Here is a 17,358-nt window from a genome sequence, read left to right as displayed (position 1 = left end):
GCTGTTACGCCGTCGGCGCCTGCTGCGCCAACAGTTGCCGGGCAGCGGCGGCGACGTGCGCGGCATCAAAACCGAAATGCGTTTCGGCGACCTTGCCCGGCGCCGACAACCCGAACGAACGCATGCCTATGATCGTGCCGCCGCGGCCGACATAGCGCTCCCAACCGAACGGTGACGCCGCTTCGATCGAGACTCGCGCCGTCACAGCGCGCGGGAGGACGCTGTCGCGATACTGAGGGCTCTGACTCTCGAACAGGTCCCACGACGGCATGCTGACGACACGGGCCGCGATCCCTTCGCTCTTGAGTTGCTCGTAGGCGGCGATGCAGAGCGCAACTTCACTGCCGGTCGCCAGCAGCAGCACGTCGGCCTTGCCGTCGGCCGCGTCGGCGAGCACGTAAGCGCCACGCGCGACGCCGCCGGCGCTCGCATACCGGCTCCGGTCGAGCGTCGGCAGCGCCTGGCGCGACAGCACCAGGCTCGCCGGCCGGTCGGTGATGCCCATGATCACCTTCCAGGCCTCGACCACTTCGTTTGCGTCGGCCGGGCGCAACAGCACCATGCCGGGCATCGCGCGGAACGAGGCGAGTTGCTCGATCGGCTGGTGCGTCGGCCCGTCCTCACCCATGCTGATCGAATCGTGGGTCCAGATGTAGATGACGGGAATACCCATCATCGCGCTGAGCCGGATCGCGCCGCGGGAGTAGTCGCTGAAGATCAGAAAGCTCGACGCGTACGACCGCAGTTTCGACAACGCCATGCCGCTCGCGATGGCGCACATCGCATGCTCGCGAACCCCGAAGTGCAGGTTGCGCCCGCGGTAGTCGCCACCCTCATCGCTGCCGCCAGAGGGCGGCTCGAATTCACCGGCGAAGTCGAAGCTCAGATGCGTCTTCGTCGACGGTGACAGGTCGGCCGCCCCGCCGAGCAGCCACGGCATCCGTTCGGCGATCGCTCTCAGCACCTTGCCCGCCGCTTCGCGCGTGGCGAGGCCCTTCGCGTCGGCGGCGAAGCTCGGCAGCGCGCTGTCCCAGCCGTCGGGCAGCTCGCGCCGCTGCATGCGATCGATCTGCGCGGCGAGGTCGGGGTACTGCGCCCGGTAGGCGGCAAAGTGTGCGTTCCATGCCTCGTGCCCGCTCGTACCGCGTTGGCCGAATTGCGCGCTGAAGTGCGCCTGTACGCCGTCGGGCACGGCGAACTGCACGTCCGGATCGAAGCCGTAGAACTGCTTGGCCAGGCGCACTTCGTCGACGCCGAGCGGCTCGCCGTGCGCCTCCTTGGTGTCGTGCTTGTGCGGCGCGCCGTAACCGATATGGCTTTGCACGATCACGAGCGTCGGCCGATCCTGCGTTTCGACAAAGGCCTGCAGGCTGCGCGTCAGCAGTTCGAGGTCGTTCGCGTCGGCGACACGAATGACCTGCCAGCCGCAGGCCTCGAAACGGGCTCCTACGTTCTCAGTGAAAGTGATCGACGTCGAACCTTCGATGCTGATGTGGTTGTCGTCGTAAATCCAGCATAGGTTGGCCAGCTTCAAATGGCCGGCGAGCGACGCGGCTTCGCTGCTGATGCCTTCCATCATGTCGCCGTCGCCGCACAGTGCGTACACGTTGTGATCGAACAGATCGTGGCCGGGGCGGTTGTAGGTGGCGGCGAGCCAACGCTGCGCGATCGCCATGCCGACGCTGGTCGCCGCACCCTGGCCGAGCGGGCCGGTGGTGGTCTCGACACCCGAGGTCCAGCCGTACTCCGGATGGCCGGTGCAGCGGCTGCCGGCCTGGCGAAAGCTCTGCAGGTCGGCCAGCGTCACCGCGAGTCCGCCCGACTGTTCGTAGCCCGCGCCCTTCGCCTTCACGCCGCACAGGTACAACAGGCTGTAGAGCAGCGCCGAGGCGTGACCGACCGACAGCACGAAGCGGTCGCGGTTCGGCCAATCGGGGTCGTTCGGGTCGTAGCGCAGAAAGCGCTGCCACAGGCAATAGGCGGTCGGCGCCGCCCCCATCGGCGTGCCCGGGTGGCCGGAGTTCGCCTTCTGCACCGCGTCGATGGAAAGCGTGCGCAGCGTGTCGATGCACAACTGGTCGAGTCGCGTCGCGTCGTTCATGGCGTCACTCCGGCAATGCGATCGGCGCCGGCCGCGCCGTGTAGACGATGCGCGCGCAGTCGTTGCTCTCCACGGCACCTGCTGCAGGTAGGCCGGTAAGCACTTCAGGTACTGGGCGCAGGGCAGCACCGCCTGCGTCTGTGATGCCGGTGCGGCTCATGGTGCACTGGCTTGGGTGAGCGCATCGGTCTTGGCGGCAATGCGTTGCAGCAGTTGGTGCCAGGACTTGCTGAAGGCATCGGCCCCTTCGCGCTGCAGCCGCGCCGCCAGGGCAGCGTCGTCGATGCCTGCGCGCCGGCATTCGGCGAGCACCGCTACGGCATCGCCGCCGTCCGCCGGCAAGGACTGCTTCACCTCGCCGTGGTCGGCGAAGGCGAGCAGCGTCTTCTCCGGAATCGTGTTGATCGTGTCGGGCGCGGCCAACGCCTCTAGGTAGAGGGTGTCCCTCGCCGCCGGATCCTTGGTGCCAGTGCTGCCCCACAGCAGTCGCTGTGCTTGCGCCCCGGCTGCCGCCAGTTTTTGCCAGCGCGGCGACGCAAGCAGTTCGCGGTAGGCCCGATAGGTCTGCATCGCGACGGCAATGCCGAGGCGGCTGCGCAGGTGCGCCGGGATCGTGTCGTTCACCGCCGCGTCCCAGCGGCTGACGAACAGCGATGCAACCGAGCCGATCTTCGGATCGCGACCGGCCGCGATGCGGTGCTCGATGCCGCGCATGTAGGCTTCCGCTGCGGCTGCGTATTGCGCGCGCGAGAACAGCAGCGTGACATTGATCGGTACGCCGGCGAAGATCGATTCCTCGATCGCCGGAATGCCTTGCGGCGTGCCCGGAATCTTGATGAACAGGTTCGGCCGCCCGGCCCGCGCGTGCAGCCGCGACGCCGCCTGGATGCTGCCCGCGGTGTCGTAGGCGAGTAGCGGCGATAGCTCGAGCGACACCCAGCCGTCAACGCCGCCGGTCGCGTCGTGCACCGGCCGGAACAGGTCGGCCGCGCGCGTCAGGTCTTCGAGGGCGAGTTCGAAGAACAAGCCTTCGCCCGACTCGCCTTCGCCCGCCTTGCGGCGGATCGCCTCATCGTAGAAGTCGGACTTGCCGATCGCCTGCTCGAAGATCGTCGGGTTCGAGGTGAGCCCGGTCACCGCGAAGTCGGCGATGTAGCGTGCCAGCGTGCCGCTGGTCAGCAGCCCGCGCGTGATGGTGTCGAGCCAGAGGCTTTGGCCCAGGTCGTGTAGCTGTCGTGTCGCGTTCATGAGTTCTCCTGCAGTGAGACGCCGGCCGGGCGCTGCCCCAGCAAGGCCGGTACATCGACGTCCGCCAGATCGCCGATGCGGTCCAGCGTGATGTCGGCTGGGGGATAGCTTGCGATGCTGTGCGGGTCGAAGGCGTAGTGTCCCTGGCGCGGGAATACCGTCGTCAGCCGCTGGCCCAGGGTCTGTTTCATCGCGGCGAGGATGCGCAGTTTGTCGTCCACCATCACGTAGTGGCGCGCCGGATAGTGCCGCTGCACCGCGTCGAGCATCAGCTCCTTGTGGATGTAGATCAGCACGCGGCCGTCGACGGCTTGCCAGAGCCCCGAGCGCTGAACCTTGCGCGGCTGGAACACCACATCGCCGTCCGACAGAATCACCGTCGGGCCGAAGCGCCGCAGGTGCTCGATGGCGCGCAGCGCGCCTGTAAACAGCCGGTCGGCGAATGGGTAGTCGATGAGAAACGTCGACATCTGCAGCAGCCGCGGGTCGTTCATCGCATCGCTCAGTTCGCGCACGCGGTAGCGCTGCAATGCACCCAGGTAATCGGCGTAGCCGAGCTCGCTGCGCAACTGCTCGAAGATCGTCCAATAGCGATCCGCACTCGCGCTGCCGAACGCTTGTTCCAAGTGGTGCCTGAGGTCGCTGACCACGCGGTCGTTGTCGAGTAGGGTGTTGTCGACGTCGAACAGAAACACCAGGTCGCAGGGCGCGCTCATGGCTTCCTCGCTTTCCGCGCGCAGCGCTGGCGGGGGGGCGAAGTGCCGATCCTCGGGCAGCTTCAGAACCCCCTCGACCATCAGGTCGGTCGTGAGCAACGGCCCCGACGCGAACTTGCGCGGGCTCCGCTCGCCGCTCGCAAGGCACTTCACATGGGAGCCGCCGATATCGACCACCAGGACTTTCATAGGCGCTCGCCGCGCTGCCGGCTTCATGACGTCTGCGCGACCGCCGCAGGTCGCTCGCCTCGCATGCACGAGTGCTTGATCCGGTGCTGCGGCAGCGACAGCAGCCGGGCGGTGTTGACCAGCGCCATGTGGGTCAGCGCCTGCGGAAAGTTGCCCAGCATCCGGCCGGTGTGCGGGTCGAATTCTTCCGACAGCAGGCCGACGTCGTTGCGCAACGTGAGCAGCCGTTCGAACAGCGCCTCGGCTTCGTCGCGCCGGCCGGTCAGCGCCAAGCTGTCGGCGAGCCAGAACGAGCATGGCAGGAAGGCGCCTTCGCCGGGCGGCAGGTTGTCGACACCGGTGGCAGTCGCGTAGCGCAGCACCAGGCCGCCGGCCATCAGTTCGCGCTGGATGGCGTCCACCGTCGCACGTACCCGCGCATCGTCGGGCGGCAGGAAACCGACCAGCGGGATCAGTAGCAAGCTGGCGTCGAGGGCGGATGCGCCGTAGTACTGCACGAAGCTGTTGCGCCGGGCATCGAAGCCGGCGTCGCAGACCTGCGCGTGGATCGCGTCGCGCGTGCGTCGCCACGCATCGATCGGCCCGTCCAGCCCGAAATGTTCGACCGCCTTGACGGCGCGGTCGAACGCGACCCAGGCCATCACCTTCGAATGCGTGAAGTGCCGCCGTGGCCCGCGAATTTCCCAGATGCCTTCGTCGGGCTCGCGCCAGTGCGTGTCGAGAAAGTCGAGCAGCGCCCGCTGGATCCGCCAGACATGCGGCTCGGTGGCGAGGCCGGCGGCACGCGCCAGGTGCAGCGTGTCCATCACTTCGCCGTAGACGTCGAGCTGGAACTGCCTGGCCGCCGCGTTGCCGACGCGCACCGGCGCGGCGCCACCATAGCCGGGCAGCCAGCCGAGTTCGACTTCGTCGAGACGGCGCTCGCCGGTCACGCTGTAGAGCATCTGCAGGTCCGCCGGGCTGCCGGCAACGGCGCGCAGCAGCCACTCGCGCCAGGCGACCGCCTCGCCGGTGTAGCCAGCGAGCAGCAGCGCGTTGAGCGTGAAGGTCGCGTCGCGCAGCCAGCAGTAGCGGTAGTCCCAATTGCGCACGCCGCCGGCCTGTTCGGGCAGCGAGGTGGTGGGCGCGGCGACGATGCCGCCGGTGGGCGTGTAGGTCAGCGCCTTCAGCGTGATCAGCGAGCGCAGCACCTCGGAGCGCCAGCGACCCTGATAGCTGCCGCGCTGCGACCATTCGAGCCATTCGCGCTGCGTCTCCAGCAAGGTCTGCTCGGGGTCGATCGCTGGCTGCATCGGTTCGTGCGAAGGGCGGTAGTTGAGCACGAACGGGACGCGTTCGCCGGCGCCGACTTCGAACCGGGCCACGGTCTTCATCTGCTCGCCATGCGTGCGCACCGGGGTGTGCAGTTCCAGCGTGTCCGGCCCGGCGGTCGCGAGCACCGTGCCGTGCGCCTTGTGCACCCACGGCACGATCGAACCATAGTCGAAGCGAATTACGAGTTCGGTGCGCATGCGCACGCGCCCGCTCAGGCCCTCGACAATGCGTACGATGTCCCAGCGCTCGTTCGACAGCGGCATGCTGTCGATGACGCGCACCGCGCCCTCGTCGGTCTCGAACTCTGTTTCCAGGATCAGCGTGCCGTCGCGGTAGCGGCGCCGCACCGTGCGCACGCCCTGACACGGCGCGATCAGCCAGCGCCCATGGTCGGGGCCGCCCAGCAAGGCCGGGAAACAGGCTCCCGAATCGAAACGCGGTATACACAGCCAGTCGATTGAGCCGTCGCGGCCGACCAGAGCGGCGGTATGGCAGTCGCCAATCAGCGCGTAGTCTTCGATGGGCAGCGGCATCGCGTCACCTCGCCGCTTCGGGGTTGCGCCAGCCACCATCGGCCGCGATCAGGCGGTCCGCCTCGGGCGGACCCCAACTGCCGGGCGGGTAGGAGGTGGCGCGGGGATGCTCGGCGAGCACCGGCTCGACAACAGTCCAGGCCGCCTCGACCGCGTCTTCGCGGGCGAACAGCGCGTTGTCGCCGGCCATCGCATCGCCGAGCAGCCTCTCGTAAGGGGCCTCTTCACTGGCTTCCTCTTCCACCAGACAAAGCTCCTGCTGGTCGCCGACAAACCCCTTGCCGGCGCGCTTGACGCGGGCGGCCAGCGCGATGGTCGAACGCGGCGAAAGGTGGAAGCGCAGATAGTTGGCGTCCGCGCTCGTCGCCACCGAGTCCGCGAACAACCGCTGCGGCGGCGGCTTGAGCCGCACCAGCACCTCGCACGCCGTCTCGGGCAGACACTTCCCCGAGCGCAGGTACCACGGCACGCCTTCCCAGCGCCAGGAGTCGATGTGCAGCCGCAGCGCGGCGTAGGTCTCGACATCCGAGTCCTTCGCGACCCGCGGCTCTTTGCGATAGCCGGTGTACTGGCCACGCACGATATCGGCTGGGTGCAGCGGCCGCATCGCTTGGAAGACATTGGCCTTCCCGGCATGCACGGCCGCAAAGCCGCGCCGCGCCGGCGGTTCCATCGCGAGCAGCGCGACGATCTGGAACAGGTGGTTTTGCACCACGTCGCGCAGGCAGCCAGCGCTCTCGTAGAAGGCACCGCGGCCCTGCACGCCGAACTCTTCGGCCAGCGTGATCTGCACGCTCGCCACGCAGTTGCGGTTCCAGATCGGTTCGAGGAACGAATTGGCGAAGCGGAAGTAGAGGATGTTCATGACCGCTTCCTTGCCGAGAAAGTGATCGATGCGGAAGATCGCGTTGTCGGCAAACACTTCGAGCGCGACGCGGTTGAGCTCGCGCGCCGACGCGAGGTCGCGGCCGAACGGCTTCTCGACGATGACACGCGCCTGCGCGGCCAGGCCCGCCGTGCCAAGTCCCCTGATGACGGTCGGAAACAGCGCTGGCGGAATGGCGAGGTAGTGCGCCGGGCGCCTTGCTCCGCCGAGGGCCTGCTTGAGCGCTTCGAACGTGCCGGCATCGTTGTAATCGCCGCCCACGTAGTGCAGCACGGACAGCAACCGGTCGAGCGCGATCGGGTCGTCCGCGACAGCGGTGCTCTCGACGCTTTCCTTTGCCCGTGCGCGCAGTTGCTCGATGCTCCAAGCCGACGAGGCGACGCCGATCACCGGCACCTTCAGCGCGCAGCGCTTGCACGTCGCGTAGAGCGCCGGAAAAATCTTCTTGTAGGCCAGGTCTCCGGTGACGCCGAACAGCACCAGCGCGTCGGACGGCGCAATGGCTCGGGCAGGGTCGTCGTGCATTTCAGTGCCCGCACGGCCGCCCGAAGGGCATTGAGCGACCTCTCGGGGGCAGCGAACGAAGAGAGCGTGGCGGCCTTTTCACCTAAGCCTCCGCCTTCGGTTCGCCGGCGGCCTTTTCGACATGGCCGCCGAATTGTCGCCGCATCGCCGACAGCACGCGGTTGGCGAAGTCCGATTCTCCGCGCGAACTGAAACGGGCATACAGCGCGGCGCTCAGCACCGGCGCCGGCACCGCTTCGTCGATGGCTGCCTGGATCGTCCAGCGTCCTTCGCCGGAATCGGAGACGCGGCCGTGGAAGCCCGCGAGCACAGGATCGGCGGCGAGCGCGGTGGCGGTCAAGTCGAGCAGCCACGAGCCGATCACGCTGCCGCGCCGCCAGACCTCGGCGATCTCGGGCAAGTCCATTTCGTACTGGTACAGCTCGGGGTTGCGCAGCGGCGTCGTCTCTGCATCGACGGCGCCTGCGCGCTTGCCGACATTGGCGTTGCGCAGGATGCTCAGCCCTTCGGCGTATGCCGCCATGACCCCGTACTCGATGCCGTTGTGCACCATCTTGACAAAGTGGCCGGCGCCGTGCGGACCGCAGTGCAGATAGCCCTGTTCCGCGCTGCTGCCGTTGCGGCTGCGGCCCGGCGTCGGTGCGGCGGCACCGACGCCGGGGGCCAGTGTCGCGAACACCGGCGCCAGGTGCTGCACGACCGCGTCCTCGCCGCCGATCATCAGGCAGTAACCGCGATCGAGGCCGGCGACGCCGCCGCTTGTTCCGACATCGAGGTAGTGGATGCCGGATGCCCGCAACTCGGCGCCGCGCCGAATGTCGTCACGGTAATAGGAATTGCCGCCGTCGACGACGATGTCGCCGGCGTCGAGAAGCGGCAAGAGATCGCCAATCGTCTGGTCGACGACCGCCGCCGGCACCATCAACCAGATCGCCCGCGGCCGCGACAGCATCGTGACCAACTGCTGCAGCGACGCCGAGCCGGTGGCGCCCTGCGCGGTGAGCCGCTCGACGCTGGCGGGGTGCGCGGCGTAAACGACGCAGTCATGGCCTGCGCGCATCAGCCGGCGTGTCATGTTGGCTCCCATGCGTCCGAGTCCGATCATGCCGATCTGCATTGCGATGCTCCAGTCTTTCAGTCCAGTCCTTCGGGCCGCGGGTGTTCGAGCGGCGTCAACCTTGTGCAGGTGGTATTCGCACCTCGACCAAGTGTTCCCGGCGATCGTCAACCAGAGGGATGGCTTGGCCGGGCAGCAGAACGCCATCGACCGTCAGCCTCGGCTCGCCATTCGCAGCGGACGTTTGCAGCACTGTGATGTGGTAGATGGTCTGCCGATAACGGTAATGGACCTGGAATGAATTCCAGTCGGCGGGCAGGCACGGGGAAACATGCAGTTTGTCGGCGTCGAGCCTCAAGCCCAGCAGGGACTCCAGGATGAACCGGTACATCCAGCCGGCCGAGCCCGTGTACCACGCCCAGCCGCCGCGGCCGGTGTGCGGCGCGAGCGCATAGACGTCGCCTGCCAGCACGTAAGGCTCCGTCTTGTAGACCGCGATCGAATCGGGCGAATTCGTGTGATTGACTGGATCGAGCAGGCTGAACAGTTCCCACGCGCGCTTGGCATCGCCGAGTGCCGCGAATGCCATCGCTGCCCAGACCGCAGCGTGTGTGTACTGCCCGCCATTTTCGCGCACCCCTCGCACGTACCCTTGTATGTAGCCCGGGCTGGGTTCGGAGTGGTCGAAAGGCGGATCGAGCAATCGGATCAGCGCGGCGTCCCGGCGGACGAGTTGCGTATCGACAGCATTCATGGCCTCGCGAGCGCGCTGCGCATTGCCCGCTCCGGACAACACCGCCCAGCTCTGCGCGATCGAATCGATCCGGCATTCGGCGCTTTCCGCGGTACCCAGCGGCGAGCCGTCGTCGAACCAGGCGCGGCGGTACCAGGCGCCATCCCAAGCGTGTTGTTCGATGGCGTCGCGCAGCCGGATCGATTCGCCCCCGCAGCGTTCGGCGAACGGCGCATCGCCGCGGCCCCGCGCGAGTTCGCCGAATTGCGCCAGCACGGCATACAGAAAGAAGCCGAGCCAGACGCTCTCGCCCTTGCCGCCGGCGCCGACGAGGTTCATGCCTTCGTTCCAGTCGCCCGAACCCATCAGCGGCAAGCCGTGAGTTCCACAACGCAGACCGTGCTCGACCGCGCGCACGCAGTGGTCGTACAGGCTAGCCACTTGGTCGGACCGCCTGGGAAGATCGTAGGCCGACTCTTCCTCGTCCTTGAGGGCTCGGCCGTCCAGGAAATGGACCGGCTCATCGAGCACTAGCGCGTCGCCGGTGGCCCCGACGTAGCGACACGTCGCCAGGGGCAGCCACAGGTAGTCGTCCGAACAACGCGTGCGCACGCCGCTTCCCGAAGGTGGGTGCCACCAGTGCTGGACATCGCCTTCGGGAAACTGGCGCGACGCGCAATGCAGCAGGTGCTCGCGCACCAGCTCCGGGGTGGCGTGGACAAGTGCCATCGCGTCCTGCAGTTGATCGCGGAAACCGAACGCGCCGCTCGATTGGTAGAACGCGGTGCGCGCCCACATCCGGCACGCGAGGATCTGGTACACGAGCCAACCGTTGGTCAGTATGTCGAGAGAGCGGTTCGGCGTTTCAACCTGCACCGCGCCGAGCGTGTGTTGCCAGTGCTTCTTCACAGCAGCGAGTGCTTCATGCGCCGCCGACGACCCCTGCCAGCGCTGCACGAGTCGACGTGCCTCCTCGATGCTGGCTCCGGCGCCGAGGCGGAAAGCGATCTCGCGCGTCTGCCCATCGGCCAACTCGAATGGGATCCGGATCGCAGCGCACGGATCGAGCGCGGCACCGACGGTGCCGGAAAGCTGCACTTGCGACATCGCGGCGGGATCGCGTAGCGTTCCATTGCGTCCGAGGAATTCTGCGCGATCGCCGCAAAAGCTCCAGCCCGCTACATCGTCGGCCACGAAAAAGGCGGCGCGCCCGGCGAATTGCGTGTTGTAAGGATTGCGCGCGAACAGTGCGCCGCTGCCCACATCAGCTTCGGTGCTCACGTGCAGTCGCGTTTTTGTGGCCTCGTCGCCGAGCACCCATTCCAGGTAGCCGGTGACGGAAAGCCAGCGTGCGCGGCCCGACCGATTGCGCAGCGTCAACACCGCGAACTTGACCGGCTCATCCTTTGCCACGTAGACGACGAGTTCGGAGTCGATGCTGTTCTCGTCGTGCTCGAACACGCTGTAGCCGAAGCCGTGCCGTGTCACATACGGCGCTGCGCCGCCCCTCGGCAACAGCGTGGGCGACCAGTAGTGGCCGCTGGCCTCGTCGCGGATGTAATACGCCTCGGTGTTTGCATCGCCGACCGGGTCGTTCGACCACGGCGTGCGACGGAATTCGTGCGCGTTCTCGCTCCAGGTAGTGGCGCTGCCGCTCTCCGAGACCAGGGTGCCGAACGACGGATTCGCCAGCACGTTCACCCACGGCGCAGGCGTCATCTGTCCGGGCCGGGTTGTGATGACGTACTCGCGTCCATCCGGAGTGAAGCCGCCCATCCCGTTGTAGAAGAGCAGGTCGCGCTCAGCTGGCTCGTCCGGCAGCTTGGTGGGTGCCCGGGTTGCGCGGGCACCGCGACGCGCGGTGGCCGACGGGGGGCTCGAAATCGGCGTTGCGCAGCGCCGTTCGAGCTGCTGCGCCAGCGGCCCGTCGGCGTCGCTGATGACGACGCGGGCAACCGTTCGCAGAAGAACGCAGTCCCCTTCGGGCATCTTGTCGGCGGGGCGCACGAAGAACCCGCCGGGCTGATCAATGCGGCCGGCGTCGCCGCCAGCAGCGATCAGCTTCGTGATTTGTTCGTGCAGGGCGGGCTGGTCACTAGCTTCCCCCTCGCAGAGGATCACGAGATCCACAGCCAATCCGTGCAGGCGCCAGTACGCGTGGGCCTGTGCGAGTTGGCGCGCCAGATCGATGTTCGCTGGGTCTGAGATGCGCAGCAGCACGATCGGCAGATCGCCGGAAATCGCGTAGCCCCACAGGGCGGACTGGCCCTCACGGTTCTGGCCGAGAATGCTCGGCGGGGCGCGCAGCGAAGCGTTGGCGTAGATGACGGAACCGGCTAAGCGCGCATAGAGTCGCGCATCGGTTTCGCTGGCATGCAGCCGGCTCAGCACCGCCTGGCCCTGCGCCGGCGCCGCGGCGAGCACGCGATCCGCCATCTGCCGATGCTGATATTTCGCGACCAGTCCAAGGCACTTCTCACGCGTCGGGCCGATGCCGGTGATCAAATCGACGCTGGCCGCTTGGCCGGGATAGAGCGCGATGCGACAGCGGATCGCGACCACCGCATCGAGCACGGCGCCCGCGCTCCCCGACAATGCCATGTCGTCATCCAACGCCTGCGGATCGGCCGTGCTGCGGCCACGACCGATGAAACGCATGCGGTCCGTCTCGTAAGAAACTTCTCCCCGTGCCGGCTCGGGCGCGGTCAGAAGGTGAAACATCCACGGCGTCGGCTCGTCGGGAGCGCGCGGACGGCGGGTGCACAGGATCGCCTGGCGCTCGCGCAGGATTTCGCTTTCAACGAACAGTTTGCTGAACGCCGGATGTGCCGCGTCGGCGGCAGGCGGTGCGAGCACGATCTCGGCGTAACTCGTGATTTCGAGCACCGTGCGTATTGAAGAGCCGTTGGTGACGCGGACCCGGCGCAATTCGACGTCATCTTCCGGCGCGACGGCGATCTCGGTCTGCGTCCGGACGGCGTGGTCGCTGCGGTCGAAGACCGCATGCCCCGGCGCGAACGCCACCTCGTAGGTGTCCGCTCGCCGCAGTGTCGGCTGATGGGTGGTCGACCAGACATCCCCGTTGGTAACATCGCCGATGTAGCAAAAGGCGCCCCAGTTGTCACAGGTAGCGTCTTCGCGCCAGCGCGTGACCGCGAGGTTCTTCCAGCGACTGTAGCCGCCTCCGGCGCTCGTGAGCATCACGTGGTAGCTGCCGTTCGACAGCAACTGCACTTGCGGTACCAGCGTGTCCTGGCCGCCTGCAATCCGTAACGGCGCATTCCGATTAACGCTATTCATAAGTGAGCCAAGCAAACAAACAACCAAACTGGAGCTTCGGCGGAATGCGCGGCGCGTTACTCGGTCCTTTTCTGCGTCGCGCCTCATGCGCACCTCATCCGGTTGCAATCAACCAAATCGGCGCGGGCTGAATGCAAGACTGACATGGGATTCGAGCCTATCTTCCTCGATCAACTTTCCTTGCTTGCTGTCAAGTCCGATGGTGTTCTAGAACCACACCCGAACGCCCGCGACCACGCGCCATCCGCTCACGTCTTCACCCCGTTCCCGTGCGAACTTCGCCGCGCCGCCGAAGCGTTTCTGCCAGGACACACCGATATAAGGGGCAAACTCGCGCTTGATCTCATAGCGCAGGCGCAGCCCGAGTTCAACGTCGTTCACGCCGCGCCCGATGCCCATTTCTCTCACTTCCTGAACTGCGATATTGGTTGCGAAGCGAGGCTGCAAGATCCAGCGCTGGGTCAGCAGGAGTTCATACTCGAGTTCAGCCCGACCGGATACCTCGCCGCGTTCACTGACGAAGGCCGCCGCCTGAACCCCGAACCGATAAGGTGCGAGCCCCTGCACTCCGAAGACTGCGTAGGTTCTCGATGGGCCATCCGATCTTGGCTTGAAGTAGCGCACCCCCGCTTGCAGATCCCAGAAGGGGGCAACCAGGCGACCGTAGAGCAGCTGTACATCCAAATCCTCCATCTTGCCGTTGTAGGGCTTCGTGCCTTCGGTGTAGATCCAAAGCCGGTTGTAGTCTCCGCCGATCCACCCCAGCGTATTGAAGCGCAGCGCATCGCTGCCTTTGCCGCCGCCGGCGAAACGCGCCGTAGTGTGCTCGAATTGGTCGAACAAGAAGTAACTGCGGATCGGGCTGTCCTCGATGGGCGGGGGAAGTGTCTGGGCCTCGGCGAGCGGCAACATCGTGCACGACAGCAAGACGCCCGCATGGCGTAGCGCGCGTTTGGTGTTCGACGAGCGCTTCATGTTCGCCCCTTCGCTTTCGGATCGACGACCGAGACCACACGCAGCATGCCGAGTTCCATATGAAAGAGCAGATGGCAATGGAAGGCCCACTTGCCGAGCTCGTCGGGCTCGACATCAAACGAGAGACGTTCACCGGCTTTCACATTGATGGTGTGCTTCAACGGCCGCTTCGCGCCCGCGCCGTTCTCCAGCACCATCCACATTCCATGCAGGTGCATCGGGTGATCCATCATCGTATCGTTCACAAAGGTGACGCGAAGCCGCTCGCCGTAGTCGAACGGGATCGGCTCTTCGGCCTCGGAGTATTTTTTTCCATCGAATCCCCATATCTGCCGCTCCATATTGCCGGTAAGGTGCAACTCGATCTCGCGCTCGGGCACACCTTCCCGTCCTCCCGTCGACAACCGCCGCAAATCGCTGTAGACGAGCACTCGCCGACCAGCATCTCCGAGTCCGGTGCCTGGATCGTTCACCCGGCTGGCGGGCATTTCGGCGATCGTGGAATTGCCCGGTCCGTGGCGGTCTGGCCCGTGCGGCTCGGCCTGCTTTGTCGTGGCCTTTGCCGGCGCGGTGCCCGCTGGCATCGCCATGCCGGGCATCGCGTCCATCTTGGGCTTCGCAGGCGCGGTGTCCGCTGGCATCGCCATGCCGGGCATCGCGTCCATCTTGGGCTTCGCAGGCGCGGCGTCCGCTGGCATTGCCATGCCGGGCATCGCGTCCGACGCGGGCCTGCCGCCGCTAGCGGGCATGGACATAGCTCCCATCGCATCGCCGGACATGCCCATGTCGGCCATGGTCCGAAGGGGACGCACGCGGCGCTCGGGGATTGGTGCGCGCAGCCCGGAGCGAAGCGCAAGCGTGCCGGCTGCGTAACCACTGCGATCCATCGCCTCGGCGAAAATGGTGTACGCCTCTGCGGCACGCGGCTGCACGATCACGTCGTAACTTTCGGCCGGAGCGATCCTGAACTCCTCAACCGCGACCGGTTCGACGTTCTGACCATCCGCCTGCACGAGCGTCATCTCCAAGCCCGGAATACGAACATCGAAATGCGTCATCGCACCCGCGTTGATGAAGCGCATGCGGATGCGCTCGCCTGGCTTGAAGAGCGCGGTCCAGTTTTGATTTGCCGCCTGCCCGTTGAGCAAGTACGTGTAGGTGGAACCGGTCACGTCCGCGATGTCGGTCGGATCCATCCGCATCTTTGCCCATTCCATGCGGTCCGCAATCGTGGCGCGCCAGCCATTGCGGGATGCATCGCGAAAAACATCGGCCATCGTGCGCCGGTTGTAGTTGTAGTACGAACCGAACTTTTTCATCTTCGCCAGCACGCGCGCTGGATCCTCGAAGGTCCAGTCGGACAGCATCACGACGCATTCGCTGTCGTATGCGAACGGGTCGCGTGTGGCGGGGTCGATGATGAACGGGCCGTACAGGCCCGCCTGCTCCTGATTGCCTGAATGGCTGTGATACCAGTACGTGCCGCTCTGGCGCAACTTGTATTGATAGGTGAAGGTCTCGCCGGGTCGAATGCCGGGGAAGCTCACCCCCGGGACGCCATCCATATCCGGCGGGACAAGAAGCCCGTGCCAGTGGATCGAGCTCGTCTCCTCCAACTGGTTGGTCACCCGGATGGTCGCGGTCTCGCCCTCGCGAAAACGCAACACGGGACCGGGCAGCAAACCGTTGACCACGGTTGGCGTGGCGCTGTGCCCATCGATATCGAGCCTGCCTTTGGCGATCACGAGGTTGGACACCGTGCCGGAGCTTTCCTGTAGAGGCAATGTGCGATCCGCAGCGGCCCAGGTGTAACTTGGGGACAACGCGTGGAGCGCCGTCCCTGCTCCCGCAGCCGCGCTGGCCCTTAGGAAGCGCCGGCGCGGATTCATGTCATCGTCCTGCAGCTCTTGGCGCAGCGCTGGCATTCCTCGACACACTCGCGCATATCTCCCACCTGCTCGCAGCTCTTGGCGCATGCCTCGCATGCTTCGGCGCAGATCAGGCAGACGCGGCCGTGCAATGGCGAATCGCTCAGCATGAAGTTGGCCGACGTCTGACAGAGCTCGGCACAGTTGAGCATCAGGCGAAGGTGTTTCTGCTCCACGTGGCGCCCGCCCCGCTCGAGGCAGTAGCCCATCGCCATTCGCAGGCACATGCTGTGACAGTCGAGGCACGCTTTGATGGCGTCTTGCATAGGTGACTCCTTGCTGCTTTGCTGTGAAACGGAAGGCGTTCCCGCCGCTGTCTGCGGTCCTGGCTTCGGCTCTGCGGCAAGCGCGTCGACCGAAGCTAGCAGCTGGAGACCTCCACCCGCAGTGACCGCGAACACCGTCTCGATGAGGCGGCGGCGCGCCACCCGCGGCTCCCGGTTCATATCAAATAATTCAAGTGGCGAGCTGAGATTCATGTTTCATTCCGTTTCCTGTGAACCTGGAACCTACTGGCGCTTTCCTTCATTGGACGGCTCTTTGCTTTCACGCGATCCAATTTCCCTGCCCATCATTTCGCACCCGTGGCCGGGACCGAACCCCTGCTTGGTCGACGACCTCCGCAACACCGTCGGTTTTGCGGGCGACCGTGACGGCTCGCGTGCGTCTGTCCGCTGTCGGTCACAGAAAGGCTGCGGATCGCACTTCCCCCACGACGCAAGCGATTGTTCGTGTCAGCCGCTTGCGAATTCGAGGACCACGCGTGACGGTACATCGCCATGCTCCAGCCTCTCGAAGATTCGGTTGATCTCCGACAGAGGCTGCAGCTCAATATCGGCCTTGACCTTGCCCTCGGCGGCAAATGCGAGCGCTTCGGCCATATCGCGGCGCGTACCTACGAATGAACCGCGCACGGTAATGCAGTTCGCCACCACGTCGAAGAGCGGAACCGGAAATTCGCCCGGCGGAAGCCCTACCAGGACGCAGGTGCCGCGCTTGCGGGTCATGCCGACGCCCTGCTTGAATGCGGCGAGCGAGGGCGCCGTGATCAGAACCCCATGAGCTCCGCCGCCGGTCTCCTTCTTCACCGCGGCTGCCGGGTCGCCCGCTTTGGCATTGATCATGACATCGGCGCCGAGGAGCTTGGCGTGGGCGAGCTTGCCGTCATCGATGTCAACCGCGCAGACGTGGAGTCCCATGACCTTGGCATACTGGATCGCCAGATGACCGAGGCCGCCGACGCCGGAGATGGCGATCCATTCGCCAGGCTTCGCTGCGGTCTCCTTGATCCCCTTGTAGGTGGTGATGCCGGCGCAGATGATCGGTGCGGCATCCTTCGCCGCAAGGCCGGAAGGCACATGAGCGACGTAGTTCGGGTCGGCGAGAATGTACTCGGCAAAACCGCCGTTCTTGGTGTAGCCGCCGAACTGTGCCTGGGCACACACGGTCTCCCAGGCCGCCAGGCAATACTCGCAGTGACCACAGGCCGAGTAGAGCCACGGCACGCCGACGCGGTCGCCCTCCCTCACGCTGTTCACGCCGGATCCGACGGCTGCGACGAGCCCGATGCCCTCATGGCCAGGAATGAACGGGAGTGTGGGCTTCACCGGCCAGTCGCCGCGCGCGGCGTGGAGATCGGTGTGGCACACGCCACAGGCCTCGGTCTTGACCAGGATCTGGCCCGCCCCGGGAGAGGGGATGTCCCATTCCCGAAGCACCAAGGGTTTTCCGAACTGCTCGACAATGGCGGCTTGCATCTTGCGTTCCATGTGCAACTCCTCATTTCAGGATGGGATCAGTGGATCAGTCGATATCGCTCCGTCGAGCGATCCGCAAACGACGCCTATGCCGGC

12 protein-coding genes are annotated in these 17,358 nt (G+C 66.0%); all 12 read right to left on the bottom strand.

The window, feature by feature from the left end:
* Positions 1-4: 4 nt before the first annotated feature.
* Positions 5-2,101 (bottom strand): transketolase, encoded by a 2,097-nt coding sequence (tkt, locus tag APY03_RS16565; protein ID WP_068678276.1) that lies wholly within the window; start codon positions 2,099-2,101, stop codon positions 5-7.
* 4 nt (positions 2,102-2,105) lie between these two features.
* Positions 2,106-2,261, bottom strand: a complete 156-nt coding sequence (locus tag APY03_RS41570) for a hypothetical protein (protein ID WP_157103413.1) — start codon at positions 2,259-2,261, stop codon at positions 2,106-2,108.
* Positions 2,258-3,349: a transaldolase gene (tal, locus tag APY03_RS16560; RefSeq protein WP_068678275.1), complete on the bottom strand. Its 1,092-nt coding sequence runs from the start codon at positions 3,347-3,349 to the stop codon at positions 2,258-2,260. The genes APY03_RS41570 and tal overlap by 4 nt, the downstream gene beginning before the upstream one ends.
* Complete coding sequence (locus tag APY03_RS16555; protein WP_068678294.1) at positions 3,346-4,065, bottom strand: HAD family hydrolase; 720 nt, start codon at positions 4,063-4,065, stop codon at positions 3,346-3,348. Before APY03_RS16555 ends, tal begins: the two co-directional genes overlap by 4 nt.
* A gap of 212 nt (positions 4,066-4,277) precedes the next feature.
* Positions 4,278-6,101: a glycoside hydrolase family 15 protein gene (locus APY03_RS16550; protein ID WP_068678274.1), complete on the bottom strand. Its 1,824-nt coding sequence runs from the start codon at positions 6,099-6,101 to the stop codon at positions 4,278-4,280.
* 4 nt (positions 6,102-6,105) lie between these two features.
* Positions 6,106-7,512, bottom strand: coding sequence for a glucose-6-phosphate dehydrogenase (gene zwf, locus APY03_RS16545; RefSeq protein ID WP_068678273.1), 1,407 nt, complete (start codon positions 7,510-7,512; stop codon positions 6,106-6,108).
* Positions 7,513-7,594: 82 nt separating this feature from the next.
* Positions 7,595-8,629 carry a phosphogluconate dehydrogenase (NAD(+)-dependent, decarboxylating) gene (gene gnd / locus APY03_RS16540; protein ID WP_068678272.1) on the bottom strand — a complete coding sequence of 345 codons (1,035 nt, stop codon included), beginning with the start codon at positions 8,627-8,629 and terminating at the stop codon, positions 7,595-7,597.
* A gap of 55 nt (positions 8,630-8,684) precedes the next feature.
* Positions 8,685-12,602 carry a GH36-type glycosyl hydrolase domain-containing protein gene (locus APY03_RS16535; protein WP_232324299.1) on the bottom strand — a complete coding sequence of 1,306 codons (3,918 nt, stop codon included), beginning with the start codon at positions 12,600-12,602 and terminating at the stop codon, positions 8,685-8,687.
* A 207-nt stretch (positions 12,603-12,809) separates the two neighbouring features.
* Positions 12,810-13,577, bottom strand: coding sequence for a copper resistance protein B (locus APY03_RS16530; RefSeq protein WP_068678270.1), 768 nt, complete (start codon positions 13,575-13,577; stop codon positions 12,810-12,812).
* A complete protein-coding gene (locus APY03_RS16525) occupies positions 13,574-15,466 on the bottom strand; it encodes a copper resistance system multicopper oxidase (RefSeq protein WP_068678293.1) in 1,893 nt (630 codons plus the stop codon). The genes APY03_RS16530 and APY03_RS16525 overlap by 4 nt, the downstream gene beginning before the upstream one ends.
* Positions 15,463-15,984 carry a four-helix bundle copper-binding protein gene (locus tag APY03_RS43890; protein WP_232324298.1) on the bottom strand — a complete coding sequence of 174 codons (522 nt, stop codon included), beginning with the start codon at positions 15,982-15,984 and terminating at the stop codon, positions 15,463-15,465. The genes APY03_RS16525 and APY03_RS43890 overlap by 4 nt, the downstream gene beginning before the upstream one ends.
* A 255-nt stretch (positions 15,985-16,239) precedes the next feature.
* Complete coding sequence (adhP, locus tag APY03_RS16515; protein WP_068678269.1) at positions 16,240-17,274, bottom strand: alcohol dehydrogenase AdhP; 1,035 nt, start codon at positions 17,272-17,274, stop codon at positions 16,240-16,242.
* Positions 17,275-17,358 lie beyond the last annotated feature (84 nt).

The sequence above is a fragment of the Variovorax sp. WDL1 genome, assembly GCF_001541225.1.
Taxonomy (GTDB): Bacteria; Pseudomonadota; Gammaproteobacteria; order Burkholderiales; family Burkholderiaceae_C; genus Variovorax.
This window is presented reverse-complemented; position numbering and strand designations above follow the sequence as displayed.

What these genes read in the sequence shown, in the direction of transcription:
- tkt (WP_068678276.1), bottom strand. Translation starts at nt 2,101, where the DNA reads ATGAACGACGCGACGCGACTCGACCAGTTGTGCATCGACACGCTGCGC.
- APY03_RS41570 (WP_157103413.1), bottom strand. Translation starts at nt 2,261, where the DNA reads ATGAGCCGCACCGGCATCACAGACGCAGGCGGTGCTGCCCTGCGCCCA.
- tal (WP_068678275.1), bottom strand. Translation starts at nt 3,349, where the DNA reads ATGAACGCGACACGACAGCTACACGACCTGGGCCAAAGCCTCTGGCTC.
- APY03_RS16555 (WP_068678294.1), bottom strand. Translation starts at nt 4,065, where the DNA reads ATGAGCGCGCCCTGCGACCTGGTGTTTCTGTTCGACGTCGACAACACC.
- APY03_RS16550 (WP_068678274.1), bottom strand. Translation starts at nt 6,101, where the DNA reads ATGCCGCTGCCCATCGAAGACTACGCGCTGATTGGCGACTGCCATACC.
- zwf (WP_068678273.1), bottom strand. Translation starts at nt 7,512, where the DNA reads ATGCACGACGACCCTGCCCGAGCCATTGCGCCGTCCGACGCGCTGGTG.
- gnd (WP_068678272.1), bottom strand. Translation starts at nt 8,629, where the DNA reads ATGCAGATCGGCATGATCGGACTCGGACGCATGGGAGCCAACATGACA.
- APY03_RS16535 (WP_232324299.1), bottom strand. Translation starts at nt 12,602, where the DNA reads ATGAATAGCGTTAATCGGAATGCGCCGTTACGGATTGCAGGCGGCCAG.
- APY03_RS16530 (WP_068678270.1), bottom strand. Translation starts at nt 13,577, where the DNA reads ATGAAGCGCTCGTCGAACACCAAACGCGCGCTACGCCATGCGGGCGTC.
- APY03_RS16525 (WP_068678293.1), bottom strand. Translation starts at nt 15,466, where the DNA reads ATGAATCCGCGCCGGCGCTTCCTAAGGGCCAGCGCGGCTGCGGGAGCA.
- APY03_RS43890 (WP_232324298.1), bottom strand. Translation starts at nt 15,984, where the DNA reads ATGAATCTCAGCTCGCCACTTGAATTATTTGATATGAACCGGGAGCCG.
- adhP (WP_068678269.1), bottom strand. Translation starts at nt 17,274, where the DNA reads ATGGAACGCAAGATGCAAGCCGCCATTGTCGAGCAGTTCGGAAAACCC.